This is a genomic window from Pedobacter ginsengisoli (assembly GCF_030244015.1).
Lineage (GTDB): Bacteria > Bacteroidota > Bacteroidia > Sphingobacteriales > Sphingobacteriaceae > Pedobacter > Pedobacter ginsengisoli.
The window spans coordinates 171,589-186,849 of record NZ_JASSYX010000003.1; the positions used below are offsets into that span (position 1 = coordinate 171,589).

At 41.9% G+C, this 15,261-nt stretch carries 12 protein-coding genes; 6 read left to right on the forward strand and 6 right to left on the reverse strand.

What is annotated here, in order from left to right:
* Positions 1 to 2 precede the first annotated feature (2 nt).
* On the forward strand, positions 3 to 1,571 hold the full coding sequence (locus tag QEP08_RS12835) for a serine/threonine protein kinase (protein ID WP_285058561.1): 1,569 nt from the start codon (positions 3 to 5) through the stop codon (positions 1,569 to 1,571).
* On the opposite strand, the gene QEP08_RS12840 is transcribed toward QEP08_RS12835, so the two are convergent.
* Complete coding sequence (locus tag QEP08_RS12840; protein WP_285058562.1) at positions 1,568 to 2,284, reverse strand: gamma-glutamyl-gamma-aminobutyrate hydrolase family protein; 717 nt, start codon at positions 2,282 to 2,284, stop codon at positions 1,568 to 1,570. The two genes, QEP08_RS12835 and QEP08_RS12840, sit on opposite strands and share 4 nt — an antisense overlap.
* Positions 2,285 to 2,548: 264 nt before the next feature.
* Here QEP08_RS12840 and QEP08_RS12845 point away from each other — a divergent pair, with 264 nt between their 5' ends.
* A complete protein-coding gene (locus QEP08_RS12845) occupies positions 2,549 to 3,391 on the forward strand; it encodes a hypothetical protein (RefSeq protein ID WP_285058564.1) in 843 nt (280 codons plus the stop codon).
* An 84-nt stretch (positions 3,392 to 3,475) separates the two neighbouring features.
* Here QEP08_RS12845 and QEP08_RS12850 read toward each other — a convergent pair whose 3' ends face one another.
* Positions 3,476 to 4,888: an APC family permease gene (locus QEP08_RS12850; protein WP_285058565.1), complete on the reverse strand. Its 1,413-nt coding sequence runs from the start codon at positions 4,886 to 4,888 to the stop codon at positions 3,476 to 3,478.
* A gap of 319 nt (positions 4,889 to 5,207) precedes the next feature.
* On the opposite strand from QEP08_RS12850, the gene QEP08_RS12855 reads away from it, so the two are divergent.
* The 3 genes from QEP08_RS12855 (at position 5,208) to QEP08_RS12865 (ending at position 10,008) form a co-directional block, all read left to right on the forward strand.
* Positions 5,208 to 7,511 carry a sodium-translocating pyrophosphatase gene (locus QEP08_RS12855; protein ID WP_285058567.1) on the forward strand — a complete coding sequence of 768 codons (2,304 nt, stop codon included), beginning with the start codon at positions 5,208 to 5,210 and terminating at the stop codon, positions 7,509 to 7,511.
* Between the two features lie 134 nt (positions 7,512 to 7,645).
* On the forward strand, positions 7,646 to 9,343 hold the full coding sequence (locus QEP08_RS12860) for an amino acid permease (protein ID WP_285058569.1): 1,698 nt from the start codon (positions 7,646 to 7,648) through the stop codon (positions 9,341 to 9,343).
* Between the two features lie 95 nt (positions 9,344 to 9,438).
* Positions 9,439 to 10,008, forward strand: a complete 570-nt coding sequence (locus QEP08_RS12865; protein WP_285058570.1) for a MarC family protein — start codon at positions 9,439 to 9,441, stop codon at positions 10,006 to 10,008.
* A gap of 18 nt (positions 10,009 to 10,026) precedes the next feature.
* On the opposite strand, the gene QEP08_RS12870 is transcribed toward QEP08_RS12865, so the two are convergent.
* From QEP08_RS12870 to QEP08_RS12885, 4 genes are read right to left on the reverse strand one after another with little or no spacing between them, the layout of a single operon-like run.
* Positions 10,027 to 11,190, reverse strand: a complete 1,164-nt coding sequence (locus tag QEP08_RS12870; protein WP_285058572.1) for an RsmB/NOP family class I SAM-dependent RNA methyltransferase — start codon at positions 11,188 to 11,190, stop codon at positions 10,027 to 10,029.
* On the reverse strand, positions 11,187 to 12,422 hold the full coding sequence (locus QEP08_RS12875; RefSeq protein ID WP_285058574.1) for an ABC transporter substrate-binding protein: 1,236 nt from the start codon (positions 12,420 to 12,422) through the stop codon (positions 11,187 to 11,189). Before QEP08_RS12875 ends, QEP08_RS12870 begins: the two co-directional genes overlap by 4 nt.
* The gene (gene guaA / locus QEP08_RS12880; protein ID WP_285058575.1) at positions 12,379 to 13,908 is read right to left on the reverse strand and encodes a glutamine-hydrolyzing GMP synthase; all 1,530 of its coding nucleotides are present in this window, start codon (positions 13,906 to 13,908) and stop codon (positions 12,379 to 12,381) included. Before guaA ends, QEP08_RS12875 begins: the two co-directional genes overlap by 44 nt.
* Before the next feature lie 8 nt (positions 13,909 to 13,916).
* Positions 13,917 to 14,369: a deoxycytidylate deaminase gene (locus QEP08_RS12885; protein ID WP_285058576.1), complete on the reverse strand. Its 453-nt coding sequence runs from the start codon at positions 14,367 to 14,369 to the stop codon at positions 13,917 to 13,919.
* A 194-nt stretch (positions 14,370 to 14,563) separates the two neighbouring features.
* Between QEP08_RS12885 and QEP08_RS12890 the strand changes: the two genes are divergently transcribed.
* On the forward strand, positions 14,564 to 15,190 hold the full coding sequence (locus tag QEP08_RS12890; RefSeq protein ID WP_285058578.1) for a LysE family translocator: 627 nt from the start codon (positions 14,564 to 14,566) through the stop codon (positions 15,188 to 15,190).
* The last annotated feature ends 71 nt before the right edge of the window (positions 15,191 to 15,261 follow it).

Genomic DNA, 15,261 nt, shown 5'->3' on the forward strand with positions numbered 1-15,261 from the left:
CTATGAGCAAAGTATTTACCATAACAGAAGGACTGGAAAACATGGGCGCGTTGCGCACCGGCGGGCAGGGATCTGTTTATAAGGGTAAAAGAATGGGTGAGATCATTACTGCGGTAAAAATACTGCCCACTCCTATTCATACAGAGAATGCGGATGATAAGCACTTCAGGAATTTTAAAAATGAAGTGGAAAAACTAAAAAAAGTAAATGAGGTCCCGAATCCGAATGTGGTCAAGATCCTGAATTCAGGTCTTACCGAAAGCGGATCATTTCCTTTTATTGAAATGGAATATATAGAAGGTCCTGACCTGGAAGACCTGTTGAAACCGCCGCATAGTCCAATTTTTACTGTTCGGGAAACAATAAAGCTGGCAGAGCAACTGGCCAACGCGCTGGCACACTGTCATAAGGTAGGTGTAAAGCATGGGGACATTAAGAGTAATAATGTAAAGTTTAATACGGCAACCGGAAACTATATTCTTTTTGATTTTGGGTTGGCGGTCATGTCTGACGAACAGCGCCGCAGCAGTATCCGCCATGCGGGTGCAGTTGAATTTATGGCGCCTGAGCAACACGACGGGGAGATGTTCTTTCAGACCGACGTGTACAGTTATGGTGTGATCCTTTATGAACTGCTGGCAGGGACAGTTCCTTTTCCGCAGCTCAATAAAGGGGAAACTTCCCGAAATGCCGTGATGCTGTCGCACATGGAGAAACCCGTACCTGACTTGTTGTCGCTGCGCCGTACGCATTTGCCTGAAAGCTGGTCTGAAGAGGTGAAAATGAAGGAGATGAATGTACCGGTCTGGCTAATCAATGTGATCAAAAAATGTCTGGAAAAAGCACCTGAGAAAAGGTATGCCAATGGATTGATCCTGCAGGAAGCGATCTTACGGAATAGTCTTGAAAATGAGTTGCCGAGGGTAACCGAGCCAGTTACTGCACCCGCTCCGGTGATGGTTCCGGTTTCGTCAGATCTGCCAGCAGATGTGGTCAGGGTTTCTAAACCTATATTTTATGTAATGATCCTTGCACTGGTTGCTTTGAGCCTTTTTGCCGGTTATTCGGTTTACCTCACTGATGTCAATAAAAGACAACTGGCTTCTTACGCTGATAGCCTGAATATGGTTGCAACGGATACTGTTGTTTCCACACCTCAGGATGTACCAGAGACCGATACGGCCGCTGTTATAAAGCCTATCATACCGGATTCTTCCGTTTTAAATGCAAATACCGACGTGGATAGCCTGCAAAAGGAGTTTGAGCGGCAAACTGGTGCGGGTGCAATAAAACAGGCTCCGCCAAAAGCACCCGCGGCAGTTAAAGAAAAGACACCGGAGGCGGTGATCGCGAGTGAGGGTAAAAAGTACCAAATCCCTAAAGGTGTCATTTACTTCTATGCCGGTCCTGATCCTGCGAGCAATAGGGATGGCGTTCTGCCATTGTGGACCAATGCGAAGATTGAAAGTATTGATGAACAGAATGGCTTTATTTATATAACGGTTACCACGACAGATGGGGCAGTCACCAAAGGATGGATAAAAAAGACCGATCTGAAGGAAATTTCTTAGGTGGCTCTTACTGCTTTCAGAAATTCTTCTTTTACTTTTTGGGAAAGCGGATTGGATGACTTTGATTTCATTCGCTCGGGATGCCATTGTACAGCAAGCATAAAGGCTTTATCTGACTTGTCCGTAAATTCAAGTGCTTCGATGATGCCGTCTTTTGTTCCGGAGTAAGCGCTGGCCATGAGATTATTGCCTAAATGTCCGGGGTCAACTGACTGGTGATGTGCGCTGTTTACTTCAGCTTGTTCCATGCCTGTTATACTGCTAAGCAGGGTTTCCGGCTTGATATTGACAGTATGTATTTTGTCTTCTGCTCCTTTCTTATGTATCAGGTGTATCTCCTCCCCATTGTCTTCAAATACTTTCCCTCCTTCAAGGATGTTGATATACTGCATACCTCTGCATATGCCCAGTACGGGCAGCTTCTGCTTTTGGGAATATTCATAAATCAGCCGCTCAAACTCATCACGCTCAGGCAAAAAGGAATCTGGCATGTATGGATATTTAGCTGCTCCTCCAAATATTGAAGGCAAAACGTCTATGCCTCCGGTCAGCACAAAGCCGTCACATTTGTAAATATCGGCAGTATTGCCGCGTTCAAAAGATAATTCCAGGAGCTCAACATCATTTTTTAGTTCTTCGGGTGTGAACCAGCTCCAGTAGTTTTGAAAATTGGCTTCACTGTAGCTTATTCCGATACGCTTTAAAGGTTTCATATATCTTCGTAAAGTTGTAAATATAAAACGATAATTTTTTTTAACTATTTAAAACTTTTTTACAATATCGTACGTTATAGTTGTGGTTTGTTTGGTTTAGGTTGATCTGTGGTGGATCAACCATCTAATAACAGGGGTAGCTCACAAGGCTTACCCCTGTTCCTTTTAGGGCTATGGAATTTTAAGACATACGTGCTTCTTCACGTAATAATATTGTTATTTTTCATTTTATTACTTTTAATTCATGACAAATTTTAATTTTACATGAAACTTAAGGTCGCCTTCAATATCAAACAAAAACCATATAAACAAATGAGAAAAGTATTGTACCTGTTTGCAGTTTCAGCTATTGTATATAGTTGTGGCAATAAAGACATTTCGGCTACTTATGTGCCCAGACCATTAACTGTTACTGAAAAATTTAACGAAAGCGCTGAGCCGGGAGATACGGCGCTCAGAATTGTGAAATATAAAGGGGATGAAAAGGAAGCATCGGATGCGAAAGAAGCATTTTCAATAAAGTTCAGGGATACTCTCGTTAATATTAAAATTAGTGAATCGGATAGTGCGGGCGGCATTGGAAAATTTGCATTTGCTCAATTCGTCAATACACAAAAGACAGCAATTTTAGCTCAAATTGCAGACAACTCCGGATTGACCGCTCCCTTTTTCATTATCGCTCTGAAAGAAGGAAAATTAGATGTGGCCAGCCTGTACAGGGCTTCCAATGGAAAATTGGATACGAAATATACCAAAGGTGTTAATCAGGTCGGCAGAAACGGTTATGTGATCAACAATGATTTCTTCGTTGCTAATGTGAACGCTAAGGTATATGTTCTTAAAAGGCAAAATCCGGATGAAAGGATCCAGGGTGAATTTATTACGAATTCACCGGACAAGACCACCCTTGCTTTTTTAACTCCTACGTCATTGTACCAGGTAAACTATGTTGCGAATGAAGCGTTGAATGTGCCTTTAAATAAAGATGCTATTAATGATGCTTATCGTTATATCCAGCAAAACTTTACCTGGCAGGAAGCAAAAGGCGGTATTTATTTTATGAAACCAGGCGGTGACAAAATAGTTGATATCAGTTCTTTTAGATAGGCAAGTTTTATAAAAAGGGCCTGTATCATAAATATGATACAGGCCCTTTTTTGTACAGCGTACTAATTGTTACTTGAGTTTCTTTTAATCCTTTTGTTTGGTGAAGTAATATACCGGAATGCCTATGAGCATGATGAGGACACCCCATCCGCAGGTGCTGGTTTTATAGATTAACAAAAGAATACACAGGGCAGTGGCGGTTAAAATATAAAAAAGCGGCAATACCGGATAACCGAAAGCTCTGTATGGTCGTTCTGCATGTGGCATTTTCTTTCTTAAAATGAAGATCCCGTAAATGGTCAGGATATAAAATATCAATACAATGATGACCACAAAATCCAGTAAATCGCCGTAACGGCCTGTTAAACATAAAGCGGAGGCCCAAAGTCCCTGTATCCACAATGCCCATTCAGGCACATCGAAACGGTTCAGATTAGCGGCTCTTTTAAAGAACAAGCCATCTTTTGCCATGGTGTAATATACTCTGGCGCCAGCCATGATCAAACCGTTATTGCAGGCAAAGGTGGAGATCATAATCATCACCGCAATAATGATCGTGCCCGCGTTTCCAAATATATACTGTGCTGCAACAACTGCTACACGGTCTGATTTCGCCGTGGTTATTGAATCGAGCGGCAATACGGCGAGGTACATCAGGTTGGCAAGAATATAGATTACACTGACTATGAATGTACCAAGGAACAAACTTAGACCAACGTTACGCTGTGGATTTTTAATCTCGCCGGCAATAAAAGTGACGCCGGTCCATGCATCTGCGGAAAACACCGAGCCTACCATAGCGGCAGCAATTCCTGAGAGCAATGCTGATCCGCCAATGGTGCTCCATTGTAATGTTTCCAGGCTGAAGGACCTTGGTGTCCATACGTCTGTCCAGTTGGCATTCCATATCTCTGTTTTGGCGCCCAGCAGGAAACCAAATACAACCAAGCCAAGCAGGGACATGATTTTGATAATGGTTAAGAAAGTCTGTAGTAATTTACCGTTTTTAACGCCTCGGCTGTTAATGTAGCTGAGTAAAACGATGGTCACAATAGAAACAAGCTGCGCTGCATGCAGTTTAAAATTTCCGGTTTGCCAAAGGATATTGTTTTCACTGAAGGGTTCGTATAAATAGGCTGCGAATTTTGAAAAGGCCACCCCTACGGCTGCTATTGTGCCAGTCTGGATCACTGCAAACAGACTCCATCCATACAGAAAAGCAATCAATTTGTTGTAGGCTTCTTTTAAATAAACATATTGTCCACCGGCTTTTGGAAACATTGCGCTCAGTTCACCATAGCTAACAGCAGCAATGACGGTAATAAGCCCTGTTAAGACCCAGATCAGGATGAGCCAACCTGCCGAGCCTACATTTCTGGCGATGTCGGCACTGACGATAAATATCCCTGAGCCTATCATGGAACCTACGACCAGCATAGTCCCGTCTAACAGTCCAAGTTCTCTTTTAAAAGAGCCATCTTGAGTTTCTTCTTTCATGTTTGGTATGGTTGGTTTTTAAGAATCAAATACTTTTATTCTTTGATCGCGCAGTGCTAATATATTTAAACTTAAATAAAACTTCGTATGCATTTACCTAGATCTCTGAAAAATACTTTTATAACTGTATATTGCTTCCAATGGCTGTGTTGAATAAATATTGCGACGAAATGACGAAAAATTTGGTAATTACATAAACACGCTTATTTTTGCAAACCCCTCATTGCTGTTTTTTATGGCCCGCTCTATGGATGATGAAGGGAATACTAACCAGACTATAAACCAACCTTAAAAAGAAACTAAACGAGAATATCAACATATGGAGTTTTTACAAAACAATTTAATCTATTTTATCCCTGTACTGGGTTTGATAGGGATCCTGGTGATGGCTATTAAAAGTGCATGGGTAAACAAACAGGATGCAGGCGACAAAAACATGCAGGAACTGGCCGGCTATATAGCTGATGGTGCAATGGCCTTTCTAAAGGCTGAATGGAAGGTGCTTAGTATTTTTGTGGCATTTACTGCCGCATTGTTGGCGTATTCGGGAACTGTTCATGAGGTAAACGGTGTACAATTACACTCAAGCTGGATCATTTCTATCGCTTTCATTATCGGTGCGGTATTTTCAGCAACGGCAGGATATATTGGCATGAAAGCAGCTACTAAAGCAAATGTAAGGACCACTCAAGCTGCAAGAACAAGTCTGAAGCAGGCTTTAAAAGTTTCTTTTACAGGCGGTACAGTTATGGGTCTTGGGGTAGCTGGTCTGGCTATTTTGGGGCTTGGAGGACTCTTTATTGTTTTTCTGCAAACATTTGATGTGGTAGCCGCAAATAGTGTGGAAATGAAAACGGCAATTGAAGTGCTGACCGGTTTTTCTCTGGGCGCCGAATCTATTGCACTTTTTGCACGTGTGGGTGGTGGTATCTATACTAAGGCTGCCGATGTCGGCGCTGATCTGGTAGGCAAGGTTGAAGCCGGCATCCCTGAGGATGATGTGCGTAACCCGGCAACTATTGCTGATAATGTGGGTGATAACGTAGGTGATGTGGCCGGAATGGGTGCCGATCTGTTTGGTTCTTATGTAGCGACGATATTGGCGACCATGGTGTTGGGACAAGAAATTAAAGCGGAGGATAGTTTTGGCGGCATGTCTCCTATTTTGCTGCCAATGGTGATCTGCGGATTAGGCATTTTGTTTTCAATAGTAGGAACCTGGTTTGTCCGCATCAAGGGTGAGGATTCTAACGTACAAACGGCGCTGAACCTGGGCAACTGGGGGTCGATCGTCATTACTGCTATTGCATCTTATTTCATCGTGATATGGATGTTGCCTTCAAACCTGCATTTGCGCGGTGTTGATTTCACAAGTATTGATGTGTTTTTTGCGATCATAGTTGGTCTGGTGGTTGGTACTTTAATGAGTATCATTACTGAGTATTATACTGCAATGGGTAAGGGTCCGGTAAATTCTATCATTCAGCAATCGGGAACAGGGCACGCCACTAACATTATCGGCGGTCTCTCTGTCGGTATGAAATCTACTGTTGCCCCTATCCTGGTTTTGGCTGGAGGTATTATTTTCTCTTATGCTTTTGCAGGTTTATACGGAGTGGCAATAGCGGCCGCTGGTATGATGGCCACTACTGCAATGCAGCTGGCAATTGACGCATTTGGTCCTATTGCAGATAACGCGGGTGGTATCGCCGAAATGAGTCAGCTTCCTCCTGAAGTACGCGAGCGCACCGACAACCTGGACGCTGTAGGCAATACCACTGCCGCTACGGGTAAGGGATTTGCAATTGCTTCTGCAGCATTGACTTCTCTGGCCTTGTTCGCTGCTTTTGTTGGTGTTGCCGGCATTTCTGCAATTGATATTTATAAGGCCCCTGTTTTAGCCGGACTATTTGTTGGGGCGATGATCCCCTTTATTTTCTCAGCTTTGTGTATCGCCGCAGTCGGTAAGGCAGCAATGGACATGGTACAGGAAGTTCGCCGTCAGTTTCGTGAGATCCCTGGAATTATGGAATATAAAGCTAAACCTGAATATGAAAAATGTGTGGCCATTTCTACCAAGGCTTCCATCAGGGAAATGATGCTCCCTGGGGCTATCGCACTTTTAGTTCCTATTATAGTAGGTTTTGGGTTTAAAGGTGTTTTTCCATCGGTAAGCTCGGCGGAAATACTGGGAGGCCTGCTTGCAGGTGTTACGGTGTCAGGTGTGCTAATGGGAATTTTCCAGAGCAATGCGGGTGGCGCATGGGATAATGCTAAAAAATCATTTGAAAAAGGTGTAGAAATCAATGGGGAAATGCATTATAAAAAATCTGAACCGCATAAGGCTTCAGTAACGGGTGATACTGTAGGTGATCCGTTTAAAGATACTTCAGGGCCATCAATGAACATTTTGATCAAACTGATGTCTATCGTTTCACTGGTTATCGCACCTTATATCGCAGTTTCTGTGGATAATGTATCGTCTGTAAAGCCAGAAACCGGCAAACACATACAAATCGCTGCAACTGCTACCTCTGCAAAAGTGCATAAGCTTAAAAAAGCTGCAGAACTGTTGGAGAAAAAATCGGAAAAGCCGGTCCATAAAAGCCTGACCGCTCAATAAGACTGGAATTGTTACCATATAAAAGGGATTTTGAAAAGAAATCCCTTTTATATTTAGATATATTTTATTTAGGTTTGGTACCTGGAATATAAATTAAGCGACATTATAGAAAACTTTAACTAAACTTAGAATTTATGAATTTTAGAAAGTCAATTGACTTGCTTACTAAAGAGGCTGCGGAAAGCGGAGAGGGCACGCTGAAGCGGACGCTCGGCCCCGTAAATCTTGTCGCTTTGGGTATTGGTGCAATTATCGGCGCAGGTCTGTTTTCAATAACAGGATCAGCAGCAGCTAATAATGCCGGACCTGCTATTACCATTTCATTTATCATTGCGGCGGTAGGCTGTGCTTTTGCTGGTCTGTGTTATGCAGAATTTGCCTCAATGATCCCGGTTGCAGGTAGTGCTTATACCTACTCCTACGCAACCATGGGTGAATTTGTTGCCTGGGTTATTGGATGGGATCTGGTGCTGGAATATGCCCTGGGTGCCGCAACGGTTTCTATTAGCTGGAGTCGATACCTGGTGAAGTTTCTAGCCTATTACGACATTCATCTGCCTGCGCAGGTAACGATGTCACCTTTCGAACATGCTACACTGCTTGATGGCACCGTAGTTTCCGGTATGTTTAATTTGCCAGCTGTATTCATCATTGTGCTCATGTCTTTTGTATTGATCAGAGGAACAAGTGAGTCTGCATTTGTTAACGGATTAATAGTGGCCATCAAAGTGGTGATTGTTTTCATATTTATATTACTGGGATGGAAATATATCAATGCGGAAAATTATTCTCCGTATTTTATTCCTGCTGATAAACCGGGGCATGAGAGTGTATTTACACACGGGTGGGGCGGTGTGATCAGGGCGGCCGGGATTGTATTCTTTGCCTACATTGGTTTTGATGCGGTGTCAACAGCTGCTCAGGAAGCAAAAAATCCAAAAAAGGACATGCCAATCGGCATCCTTGTCTCGTTGTTTATCTGTACCATATTATATATCCTTTTTGCTCACGTAATGACCGGAGTTGCAAATTACGATTTGTTTAAAGGTCAGGATGGCATTGCACCTGTTGCGGTTGCAATCGACAATATGGGTGCAAAAGATGCTGCCGGTATAGTAACACCTGCTTTTCCATGGTTAAATAAATTGATTATCCTTGCTATTTTAGGTGGATATGCCTCTGTTATTCTGGTAATGTTGCTTGGACAGTCAAGGGTGTTCTTCTCTATGAGTAAAGACGGTTTATTGCCTAAAGTATTTTCAAGAGTACATCCTAAATACAGTACTCCTGCAAAAAGTAATTTATTATTCATGGTATTTGTAAGTCTGTTTGCGGCATTCGTACCCGCAACTGTAGTGGGAGAGATGACCAGTATCGGTACTTTGCTTGCTTTTATCCTGGTATGTATTGGTGTGGTTATTTTAAGGAACAGGATGCCCGATTTACCGAGAGCATTTAAAGTGCCATTGGTTCCCTTAATCCCAATATTGGGTATTGTGGTCTGTCTGGGTATGATGGTATTTCTACCCTTAGATACTTGGGTACGTTTATTGGTATGGATGATTATCGGTATAAATGTTTATCTCTTTTACGGTATGAAAAACAGCCTCTTGTCTGACAATCTGAAAGCAACTCTCGCAAACAGCACAAAGGTGGTTTCTTATGTCGGTCTGGTATTGGCTGTGTTGCTGATCATTGTCGCGTTGATACATCATAGCATCACAGGCGGTACAGATACCGGTCTGTATTATTTTTCTCTAATATTCGCGGTGGCACACATTATTTTATATGCTTACCGTGCATCGACTTCTAATCAGATCCAACCAAAATAGAGATCTAATTATCTCGTATAATTTAAAAGCCACTCTCTGAGTGGCTTTTTTTATGGTTTATATTACTGTACCTTTGATAAGGTAAACTAACTTCTATGAAATTTAATTTCAGCCAGATCTTATCGTGCACGATGGTCATTTTTGCCATCATCGATATTTTAGGCTCTATACCTGTGGTCATTGAACTCAGAAGAAAAGCCGGCGGTCATATTCAGTCAGAAAAGGCAACTCTGGTTGCAGCACTGCTAATGATCATTTTCCTTTTTGCCGGCGAGACTTTATTGAAGGTGATTGGTCTTGATGTGGAGTCATTTGCTATTGCCGGATCATTTGTTATCTTTTTTATCGCAATGGAGATGGTTTTAGGATTGACGATATTTAAGGAAGATGTTCACGAAACAGTATCCATTGTCCCTCTGGCTTTTCCTTTAATTGCTGGAGCGGGAACCATGACCACTTTGCTTTCTTTAAAAACGGAGTACGAGACTCAAAATATTATAGTCGGTATTGTAGTGAACATGGTTTTTGTATATCTGGTATTAAAGAATACAAATCGTTTGGAGAAACTATTAGGCAAGTCGGGACTGAGCATCCTGAGAAAAGCATTTGGTATTATTCTTCTTGCTATAGCGATCAAGTTGTTCAGGAACAATACGGGGCTATAAAAGTCAGAAACAGACCGTTCAGTATTTTGTAAAGCGAGCTGCAAACATGGTGTCCGCCTTGTTATTATAACCCTTAATTACTTCTGACTTTTCCAGTTTTAATGGAAGGTTTTCCTCGATCCAGGCAACGACTTCTTCATTTTCGAGTCTGAAAACCGAACAGGTAATGTAGACGAATGGTTTACCCTCCTTAAGATACTTCACGACATTACCCGCTATTGTCTGTTGCAGCTTCGAAAAATAAGCAATCTTCTGATCGTTAAAGTAGTAAAGCATTTCAGGTGTTCGCCCCCAGGTACCTGAACCTGAACATGGGGCATCGAGTATTATCCCATCAAATTCATAATGGTGGAGATCAGGGTCGTTATTCTGTAGCAGATCCAATACCTTTTTTTGATATTTTTTTAATCCAGCTTCCTGAAAACGCTCATCAAGATTGTTTAAGCTTTCTTCTCTTACATCACTGACCAATAGCTGCACTTTAGGTTCGAGATCATGCAGAAGTAGGGATTTCCCCCCTGATGCAGCACAGCAGTCCCACCAATAATCCCAGGCAGCTGGTTGAAAATAAGCACCTGTTCTCTGGGAAGATACATCCTGAACCTGATAATATTTCTGATTTGGCATCAGGTGCTCTAGTTTGGTGCCGTTTGGCAGTGCCAGAGTTGTCTCGGTAAGCTGAGTAAAACCAATGTTGTGTTGCTTGAGCGTTTCTGCAAATTGTTCGATATAACCAGCTTTTACCCGCAAAAAAAGGTCAGGTTGTGTAAAATAAGATTCATAAAAATCCGGCAGCACAATGCCTTCACTCAGGATATTCTTAAAACTAAATACATCAGCCAGCTGAAATTCGGGATAGCGCTCTTTGATTAAAGTTACTTTTTCCTTAACGGTAAGGCTTACGCGGTCTTTTAAATGGGCTAATAAATCCTCAATGACCAGGCTCGGTGTTTGGTTGCACAGAAAATCGGCAATCGCTAGCCGTAGAATATGGTCTGCATCCGGCATTGCCTTACCAAGCCGGAAAAAACTATAAATATACCTGGTAGCCCAACGCCTGTCGGAGGAGCCCATCTGCTTGTTCCTTTTAAAATAACCGAAAAGAAAGCGATGCAGCGGCATCAGTCCGTCGTAACTTTTAAAAATTTGCTGAAATGACCGGATCTGATGCTCTACCCTCATTCCACTACATTTAATGCGAAATTCTCATAACGCAGCAGCATCAGACTTGTATTGATGTAACCCAGCTTCTCATCCTGAATAAAGGAAAAACTATTGTGCAATCCTTTATATTTTTCCTTTGTAAGGTACTTCAGATAATCCTGTCCATGCTGGGCTAATAAAGCAGCAAAGTAAAACCCAATGTCAAAGCCCTTAAAAGCATATTCTCCAGGTTCAAAATGAAATGATGATCTGTATTTCCTGATGAATTCATTAACAGCAGTCCTGGTATAGTCTACCTTATATGACGAAGTTACTGTAGTGCGTAAAGCCTGCAGTTTATCAATATTGTAGTTTTGCTTGATCCAGTCAGGATGACCGAACAGGTCCAGGTCCAGCAACCCTGCATTCTTTAATTTTCCCAGTTTATCCAATGTTGGAATGACGAAATTTCTATCTGGTGAGCATACCACAACCACATATTTTCTATTTTTGATCAGCTTTAATTCCATGTTAAATACCGAGGTATATTCCTGAAATAGAAACTGTTTTTTAGCAGTGGAGAAAAACGTTCTGATCGGTTTACCCATAATCTCGTCTTCCGGGCTTCCAGGATTGATCAACACTACCACTGTATTTTCCGGATTGTAACTTTTAACGATATAGTCACCCAGCTTTTTAATGTGCAGATCAATGTTATTGGCTATCGAGATCAGGTTTGGATTGTTAAATTCGTCAGGGTGTGTTGCTGCAAGCGGATTAACTACTGGAATATGCTTTTCAACCGAATAGTTCTTAATGTATTTCAGCCCCTGGGGAAAAACAGGGCCTACGATTAAGTTGGCGGCATTCAATCCCCCGTTCTGAATTAATGCGCCCACCCGCGTGTTGTTGTCCCTGGTGTCGTAGACATTAAGCTTAAAACTAAGACCCATTGCTGCTGCTGAATCGACACCAATCTTAAAGCCCTGATAAAAATCTATGGCCATAGCAGATTTTTCGACATCGGCCTTTGTTGCTGTTTTAAGGTTAATTTCATTTAACCGAAAAGGTATCAACAAAGTGATGTTCGCCTGTGAAAATCTGGCAACTGGCTTTTCGACCTTCTTCTCTTCGGTTTTCACAGACTCTGTTTTTTTAGCGGGCGCGGTTGTAACCTTAGGTGAGCAGGCAGACAAAAACAACCCGGCAAACAGGATCAGGCAATATCTATTCCCACTCAATGGTAGCGGGTGGTTTTGAGCTAATATCATATACCACACGGTTAATTCCTTTTACTCTGTTAATTATCTCATTAGAAATCTTTGCAAGTACGGTATAAGGAAGGTGGCACCAGTCTGCGGTCATTCCATCTACGGATTCTACAGCGCGTAAGCAGATTACGTTTTCATAGGTACGTTCATCTCCCATTACGCCAACGGATTGAACGGGAAGAAAGATCGCTCCTGCCTGCCAGACTTTGTCGTATAGTCCGGCCTCCTTTAAATTACTGATATAAATGGCATCGGCCTCCTGCAGGATGGCTACCTTTTCAGCAGTCACTTCTCCCAGGATCCTGATGGCCAGACCTGGGCCGGGAAAAGGATGACGGCCAATTATAAAGTCTTCAAGACCCAGGGATCTTCCTACCCTTCTTACCTCATCTTTAAAAAGTGTATTCAATGGTTCGACGATTTTAAGTTTCATGAAATCAGGTAGCCCACCTACATTGTGGTGTGATTTTATGGTTGCAGATGGCCCCTTTACAGAAACCGATTCGATAACATCTGGGTAAATTGTACCTTGTGCCAGCCATTTTACATCCTGTACTTCGTGCGCCTCATCGTCAAAAACCTCTATAAAAACACGGCCGATGGCTTTACGCTTCAATTCAGGATCTTTAACACCCGCAAGCTGACCTAGAAACCGGTCCTTTGCATCAACTCCTTTAATGTTTAGTCCAAGATGTTTGTACTGTTCCAGTACAGCTGCATATTCATCTTTACGCAGCAGACCATTATCTACAAAGATACAATGCAGGTTTTTTCCGATGGCTTTATGAAGAAGTATGGCAGCAACACTGGAATCTACTCCACCGGAAAGCGCAAGTACTACCTTGTCATCTCCCAGCTTTTCACGAAGGGCAGATATTGTCGTTTCAACAAAAGCATCAGGTGTCCATTCTTGTTTGCATCCGCAAATGTCTACCAGGAAATTCTCCAAAAGCTGCTTACCGTCTGTACTATGTGTCACTTCAGGATGAAACTGTATGGCATAGGTTTCAGAATCTTTTATTTGATAGGCCGCAACTTTTACACTGTCCGTGCTGGCGATCAGCTCAAAGTTTTCCGGTATTTTTGTGATGGTGTCACCATGTGACATCCAGACCTGGGAATCGGGGCCTATATTTTTAAATAACTTATTGTCAGTCGCTATAAAATTTAGATTGGCTCTTCCATACTCCCGGGTTGATGACGGTTGCACTTCACCGCCCATATGCTGGGCCATGTATTGTGCGCCGTAGCAAACTCCAAGTACAGGGTATTTTTTATGAAATCTTTTAAGATCTATTTGGGGAGCATCTTCCTGGCGCACTGAGTATGGGCTACCTGAAAAAATGATGCCTTTAACTTCAGAAGAAATTTCGGGAATGTTATTGAAAGGATGAATTTCGCAATAAACGTTTAACTCGCGCACCCTTCGGGCAATTAACTGTGTATATTGGGAACCAAAATCGAGAATAATGATTTTTTCTAGCATGGCCAAAGTTAAGAAAACTTCAGCACTTCCACGCCGAATCTGCGTAGAAAATCTACACCTTCATCACTTGCGAGCCCTTTGTACTCCGCGTAAGAATCTTTAAAATATACCCGTTTAATTCCCGAAGAAAGGATTAGTCTTGCGCATGCGATACAGGGTGAAAGTGTAGTATACAGCGTAGATCCTGATATTTTCGAGCCATTTTTAACGGCATAGAGAATTGCATTCTCTTCAGCGTGGAGTGCAAGCGAGCAACTGCCCTTTGAATCCCGGGAGCATCCTGTTTCCGGCCATTCCTCATCACAATTGTGTGTGCCCGCAGGCGGACCATTATAACCAATGGAAATGATCCGGGTATCTTTGGTCAGCACGGCACCAACATGTGCACGCACGCAATGAGAACGGGCAGCAAGGTCGGTTGCTAAATTCATATAGATATCGGTAAAACTCGGCTTCTTCATCTAATAATCTCTCCGCTCATAACATTAGTTGAAAAATAACTTTTAGTGGGCTAAACATAAATAAAAAAAACTATAAGCTAAAGTGTAATATTTATACATTAACAGGAGTTAATGTATGTGCAATAAACGAACGAAAAATAAAGATTGTTTATGTTTAAAATTGCATATTAGCATATTATATATGAGGAAGCTGAATGTTTGAAGCAATATTACAAGGGATAGGTGCAGGTATTTTATTTTCGTTTTTAACGGGCCCTGTATTTTTTTCCATGATAAAAACGAGCATAGAAAGGGGTTTTAAGGCTGGGTTTTCTCTCGCTATTGGAGTGGTTTTCAGTGACATTATTTTTATATCCCTGACAATATTCAGTTCGCAGTTTGTGGACTATAATTCAGAATACAATCAATATATCGGAATTATTGGAGGGTTATTCCTTTTAGGTATCGGCAGCTATTATCTGTTTAACAAGGTCAAAGTGAGTTACGATATCTCTGAAACGATTAAAATTAAAAAAAGGGGATATATCGTAAAGGGATTTCTGATGTGTCTTTTATCCCCGTCTACACTCATGTTCTGGATAATGGTTGGAGGCATTATATCGGTCCAATTGCATTACGACATGGCAGAAAAGATTGTATTCTTTATTGTTGCAATGACTACCCAGCTATCAGTAGACTGCTTTAAGACCTTCTATGCCGCTAAACTTCGGTATCGGATAAAAGAGAAGACCATTCAAAACCTAAACCGGATTGCCGGAGCAGTGATATTGATCTTTGCCATCAGGCTTTTCATCCAGGTTGTCCTTAAGCATTATTCCTGATCAATTGTTTTATTCTAAATGAAAAGCCCCGTTATCAAAGATAACGGGGCTAATATGTTTTAGTAATGAAA

What these genes read in the sequence shown, in the direction of transcription:
- QEP08_RS12850 (WP_285058565.1), bottom strand. Translation starts at nt 4,888, where the DNA reads ATGAAAGAAGAAACTCAAGATGGCTCTTTTAAAAGAGAACTTGGACTG.
- QEP08_RS12860 (WP_285058569.1), top strand. Translation starts at nt 7,646, where the DNA reads ATGAATTTTAGAAAGTCAATTGACTTGCTTACTAAAGAGGCTGCGGAA.
- QEP08_RS12890 (WP_285058578.1), top strand. Translation starts at nt 14,564, where the DNA reads ATGTTTGAAGCAATATTACAAGGGATAGGTGCAGGTATTTTATTTTCG.
- guaA (WP_285058575.1), bottom strand. Translation starts at nt 13,908, where the DNA reads ATGCTAGAAAAAATCATTATTCTCGATTTTGGTTCCCAATATACACAG.
- QEP08_RS12875 (WP_285058574.1), bottom strand. Translation starts at nt 12,422, where the DNA reads ATGATATTAGCTCAAAACCACCCGCTACCATTGAGTGGGAATAGATAT.
- QEP08_RS12845 (WP_285058564.1), top strand. Translation starts at nt 2,549, where the DNA reads ATGAAACTTAAGGTCGCCTTCAATATCAAACAAAAACCATATAAACAA.
- QEP08_RS12835 (WP_285058561.1), top strand. Translation starts at nt 3, where the DNA reads ATGAGCAAAGTATTTACCATAACAGAAGGACTGGAAAACATGGGCGCG.
- QEP08_RS12855 (WP_285058567.1), top strand. Translation starts at nt 5,208, where the DNA reads ATGGAGTTTTTACAAAACAATTTAATCTATTTTATCCCTGTACTGGGT.
- QEP08_RS12865 (WP_285058570.1), top strand. Translation starts at nt 9,439, where the DNA reads ATGAAATTTAATTTCAGCCAGATCTTATCGTGCACGATGGTCATTTTT.
- QEP08_RS12840 (WP_285058562.1), bottom strand. Translation starts at nt 2,284, where the DNA reads ATGAAACCTTTAAAGCGTATCGGAATAAGCTACAGTGAAGCCAATTTT.
- QEP08_RS12870 (WP_285058572.1), bottom strand. Translation starts at nt 11,190, where the DNA reads ATGAGGGTAGAGCATCAGATCCGGTCATTTCAGCAAATTTTTAAAAGT.
- QEP08_RS12885 (WP_285058576.1), bottom strand. Translation starts at nt 14,369, where the DNA reads ATGAAGAAGCCGAGTTTTACCGATATCTATATGAATTTAGCAACCGAC.